The organism is uncultured Corynebacterium sp., assembly GCF_902782855.1.
In the GTDB taxonomy this organism is placed as follows: Bacteria; Actinomycetota; Actinomycetes; order Mycobacteriales; family Mycobacteriaceae; genus Corynebacterium.
Window position 1 is genome coordinate 1 of the sequence record NZ_CACZOO010000178.1, and the last position, 4,872, is coordinate 4,872.

A 4,872-nucleotide genomic window follows, 5' to 3' on the forward strand; every position below is an offset into this window, starting at 1 on the left:
ACCGACGACACGCTCATCGTCTCCATGACCAACCCGGTGAGACCCGTCGAGGGCAGCCACGAGGACCCGGCGTTGACCACCCATCTGGGGCTCGGATCGATGACCGCCCGGGCGGATGCGGCTGCCGGGAGCCTGACTGCGGGACTGGTCCCCCGGGCCACCGGAGATCAGGTATGGCGCACCACCGTCACCTTGCCTATTGTTGACAGCGTTACACAAGATTCTGTCACTCTCCGTGACACCCCCTGACAGAGGAGAAAACATGTCCGCTTCCCACCGTAGGTCCCTGCTCCGCCGCCTCGCCGTCGGCACCCTCACCGTCGGCCTGTCCGCCGGACTCACCACCGGGGTCGCCTCGGCAGCCCCGAGCCACGGAGACTACAAGGCGTCCCTGGGCCACATCTTCTCCTGCAGCGAGCACAACTACCCCTGGTGCTGACGGGTTCCGGTTCCGGGGACCCGCTGGGTTCATCCGGAACCTCCACGATACGGCTGCTGCTCGTCGATGATGACCCCCTGGTCATGTCCTCGCTGCGGCTCTACTTCTCGACCCCCGCCGCCGCGTCGATCGAGATCGTCGGCGAGGCCACGGACGGTACCGCTGCCCTGGCTCTGCTGAAGTCCGTCGACGCGGACGTCATCATGACGGACATCCACATGCCCGGCATGGACGGTGTCACGCTGCTCCGTCATGTCCGCGCACTGGAGAATCCACCGGTCTTCATCGCGATGACCGCCCTGGACGAGGACGAGACGATGCTCTCGGTCCTCTCCCTCGGCGGGGCCGGCTACATACTCAAGAGTTCCCGCCCGGAGTTCATCATCGACACCGTCCATCAGGCACTCGCCGGTGGCACGGTGGTCAGTCCCCAGCCGGCGACCCGGCTGATCCAGCATCTGCCGACGCCCGGTGAGAGGGATGGTGCGCTGAACGCGGCGACGGCATCCGCCGCCGACCTGCCGGACGATCCCGAGACCACCTCCCGGTTGGCCCGGCTCTCCACCTCCGAGGAACGGGTACTCGCACTTATCTGCGCCGGGCTGTCGAACTCGGAGATCGCCCGGGAAACCGGCCGATCTGCCAGTGCCGTGAAGAAGTCGGTATCGTCTCTGCTCGCGAAGTTCGGGACCGAATCCCGGATTCAGCTGGCGGTGCTCGCCGTCGAGGCAGGATTCCACCCGGAGAACTGAGGTGAGGGTATCCTGTCCGACATGAGACGTCCCCTACCGACCCCGCCGGCTGCCGTCGCCGGTCTCGCTGCCGTCGCCGGTCTCGCCGCCACCGCATCCGCCACCGCATCCGGTGCCGGACCCGTGCCCGCACTCACCCGGGGCACGGTGCTGACCAGTTCACCGTTGCCCGACGAGCTGGTCCTCACCCACTCTTCCGGAGGCTGGCACTTCGAGTACGAGACGGACGGCCCACAGGGGCAGACCGCGAGCAGCCTGGGCACGCTGTACCTCCCCCAGGGGGACGCGCCGGAGGGCGGCTGGCCGGTGATGGTCTACGGCCACGGCACCCAGGGCCTCGGTGACAGGAACGTGAGCTGGACCGGCTGGGTCGGTGAGGACAACACCGGCGACCAGTACCTCGCTGAGTGGTTGGACGCGGGGTTCGCGGTCGCGGCACCGGAGTACGTCGGGCTCGGCACCGACGGCGTCCACCCCTACCTGAACTCGCACAGTGAGGGTGCGGCGATGATCGACATCGTCCGGGCATCCCGCGCGCTGTCCGATGAACTCGCCACGACGTGGGTCACCAACGGCTACTCGCAGGGCGGCCACGCCTCGATCGCTGCAGCGGAGATGGCCGCCGAGTACGCCCCGGAGCTGCACCTGGCTGCCGCCACCGCTGGTGGCGTGCCCGCGGGCATCGCCGAGGAGATGGCTGCCATCGCCCCGGGGGTGCCGGTCAGCCAGCCCGACCTCCAGACCTATGTCGGCTACGTGCTCGCCGGGTTCCGTGCCGCCCGACCGGACTTCCCCCTGGACGACTACCTCTCGGACAGGGGCCGGGAGATCGTCGACCTCGCCGAGGAGGCGAACTACTTCGAGATGTCGGACGCCGTCGCCGGCCTGCCTGTCGGTGACATGGTGACGAAGCCGCTGGCGTCCGGTGGATTCCTCGCCGCACTGCGTGAGCACCTGGCGGTGCCGGACAGCGGGTGGGATGCCCCGGTCTTCATCTACCAGCAGGCCTTCGACTTCGTCAGCCCGGCGCCGTTCACGGAACGCCTGGTGAACTCGGCCCGAGCCGACGGCATGGACGTGACCTACCGCGTGGACCGGGATCCGGCCGGTCACGCGGGATGGACGGACGGTCTACCGGACGCCGTGGCCTTCGCCAAGACCCGGATCTGACCAGCCGCCGGGTACCCGGCGTACCCGGCGCCCCCACAGACACCCATACACACCCCATAGACACCCCATAGACACCGCAGGGCGTTGCCAGGCTCTTCCAAGGCACCGGTCGTAGATTGGCTTCCATCGACATCACGACAGGAAGAAAGGATCCGTATACGGCAGCTGAGCATTCTCCTCTTGAAACGTCAGCAGTGAACCCCCGGCGAGTGGCGACACTCCCGGGGGTGACCTGTGTCCGCCGGACGAACCCGGGGCTCACCGGAAGTTGAGGTAGGCCTTCGACGCCGTCGGTCCGCGCTGCCCCTGGTACTTCGAGCCCAGCGGCCCGGACCCGTAGGGGTTCTCCGCCGGACTGGAGAGGTTGAAGATCGCGAGCTGCCCGATCTTCATGCCCGGGTACAGGGCGATGGGCAGGTTCGCCGTGTTCGACAGTTCCAGGGTGATGTGCCCGGTGAAGCCCGGGTCGATGAAACCGGCGGTGGAGTGGGTGAGCAGCCCGAGTCGTCCCAGGGAGGACTTCCCCTCCAACCGGGCGGCGAGGTTGTCCGGGACCGTGACGTACTCCAGGAGCGAGCCGAGGACGAACTCCCCGGGGTGGAGGATGAAGGCGTCGGCGGCTATGCCCCCCTCCGTCAGGGGGACGCCGTTCTCCCCGAGGTGGTCGCCGACCTCCACGAGGGTGGTCAGCTCCTCCTGTGGGAGCTTCGGGTCGATGTGGGTGTACCTCGAGTTGTTGAAGACCCGGAAGTACCGGTCGAGGCGCACGTCGATGCTGGACGGCTGGATCATCGCCGGTTCAAAGGGGTCGAGGGAGAGTACCCCGTCGTCGATGGCGGAGCGGATGTCGCGGTCGGAAAGGAGCACGTGGCCAGAGTAACCCAGCGCGTCACCGCACTGTACGGGGGGGCTGCGGCAGATTCCGCTGATGCTGTGTTAGAGTACTCAGCGTCGGCCGGACCACGGTGCCTCAGCACCTCCTGTGGTCACGGCCTGCCGCCGATGTAGTTCAATGGTAGAACTCCTGCTTCCCAAGCAGGTGGCGCGGGTTCGATTCCCGTCATCGGCTCAGCGGATGATACAGTTCACGCCGCACGCCCCCTTAGCTCAGTCGGTAGAGCGTTTCCATGGTAAGGAAAAGGTCGACAGTTCGATTCTGTCAGGGGGCTCCACACCACACCACGGCCCGGTACGCTGCACCCAGCGCACCGGGCCGTGGTGTGGCCGCACCTGTGGACACCCCGACGGGCACCCCGGCGAAACGTCGGGTCACGCATTGTGACCAATCTCATATTACGCCTTGTAACGGCAGGTTGCGACGGAAAACTGTGACGCCGTCACTTTCGTTTCCCGGTGATTCCCCCTGTCCGGACATCACATCGGGGCCACGGAGCCCCGGCCGGAGAGCAGCGCACCCGACTGAAGCGCTAGGCTCGACCCCGTCCCCTCCTCCACCCTCACCTTCCCTCCCTCACTCCCGTTTCCACCTCCCTCGCTCCACCTCCCTCGCTTCACCTCCCTCACGTCTCCCCGTCGCCCGGCGCCCTCTCAACCCTCTCACCGGACGGCCCTCAAGAAACGACTCTCCCATGGCTCTCCGCACCTCCGCCGTGGCCCCCGGAACTCCGGTGGTCACCGCCGAACCCTCTTCGCGCCGGATCACCCGCAATCGGGACACCCGCCGGTTCCGCCACGCCCAGCGCACCTGGTTCCACGTGGTCGCAGACCTCGTCGCGATCCTCACCGCCACCGTCATCGCAGACCTCCTGTCGATCTACACGTGGGCACCGGATGTCGGCGTCATCGCCGACCACTTCTTCTCCGAGCGCAACCTGCTCCTCACCGTCGGCGTCGTCACCCTGTGGCTCACCGCGGTCGTTCTCACCCACGGCTACAGCCACCAGGCCCGGACCTTCCCCCGCATCGGCCGGGAGAACATCATCAAGGGCAGTCTCATCTTCGCCGCCTGCCTGGCCATGGTGGACGCCCTGTCCAGATACTCCCTCTTCCGGCACTTCGCCCTCGTCGGGCTCCCCGTCGGCCTGTTCCTCCTGATGATCTCCCGCGCGGTGTGTCTGCGCGTCACCGAACGCTACCGCGCGGACCTGCAGCACAGCTTCCTGGCCATCGGCCGGGTCCGGGACATCAACCGTCTCCTGCGGTCCTTCCACGACACACAGGACGCCGTCTCCCTCATCCACGGCATCCTGTTGACCGACCCCGAGAACCGCGACCATCTCCTCGATACCGGTGCTGTGCCGGTGAGCTCCGTCCGCATGAGCGCACTCACCACCGAGGACTTCGTCCACACCGCCGCGTCCCACGACTGCGACGCCGTGTGGGTCGCCTCGATCGGCGAGTTCGGCCACCGCAACCTGCGCCGCATGTCCTGGCAGCTCAACAAGCTCAACATGCGCCTCTACCTCGACCCGATGCTCGAGGGCATCAGCGGCACCCGCCTCGATGTGGTCCCCTTCGGCCCCCGACACGCACTCTACGTCGACCGCCCCC

At 67.2% G+C, this 4,872-nt stretch carries 5 protein-coding genes, 2 tRNA genes and 1 pseudogene; 7 read left to right on the forward strand and 1 reads right to left on the reverse strand.

What is annotated here, in order from left to right:
• From QZV72_RS07905 to QZV72_RS07920, 4 genes are all read left to right on the forward strand, one after another.
• The coding region (locus tag QZV72_RS07905) for a hypothetical protein (RefSeq protein ID WP_297007023.1) at positions 1 to 249 on the forward strand (249 nt) is incomplete at its 5' end.
• Positions 250 to 262: 13 nt separating this feature from the next.
• Positions 263 to 439, forward strand: coding sequence for a hypothetical protein (locus tag QZV72_RS07910; RefSeq protein ID WP_297007026.1), 177 nt, complete (start codon positions 263 to 265; stop codon positions 437 to 439).
• Entirely contained in the window at positions 433 to 1,191 is a 759-nt protein-coding gene (locus QZV72_RS07915) for a response regulator transcription factor (protein WP_297007029.1), read from the forward strand. Before QZV72_RS07910 ends, QZV72_RS07915 begins: the two co-directional genes overlap by 7 nt.
• A 21-nt stretch (positions 1,192 to 1,212) precedes the next feature.
• Positions 1,213 to 2,361, forward strand: coding sequence for a lipase family protein (locus QZV72_RS07920; RefSeq protein ID WP_297007032.1), 1,149 nt, complete (start codon positions 1,213 to 1,215; stop codon positions 2,359 to 2,361).
• Positions 2,362 to 2,619: 258 nt separating this feature from the next.
• On the opposite strand, the gene dcd is transcribed toward QZV72_RS07920, so the two are convergent.
• Positions 2,620 to 3,228 carry a dCTP deaminase gene (dcd, locus tag QZV72_RS07925; protein WP_297007034.1) on the reverse strand — a complete coding sequence of 203 codons (609 nt, stop codon included), beginning with the start codon at positions 3,226 to 3,228 and terminating at the stop codon, positions 2,620 to 2,622.
• 131 nt (positions 3,229 to 3,359) lie between these two features.
• Between dcd and QZV72_RS07930 the strand changes: the two genes are divergently transcribed.
• From QZV72_RS07930 to QZV72_RS07940, 3 genes and pseudogenes are all read left to right on the forward strand, one after another.
• Positions 3,360 to 3,430, forward strand: a tRNA-Gly gene (locus QZV72_RS07930).
• Positions 3,431 to 3,457: 27 nt separating this feature from the next.
• Positions 3,458 to 3,533 (forward strand) — tRNA-Thr (locus QZV72_RS07935).
• 417 nt (positions 3,534 to 3,950) lie between these two features.
• Positions 3,951 to 4,872: pseudogene (locus QZV72_RS07940) on the forward strand (sugar transferase); the annotation flags it as partial.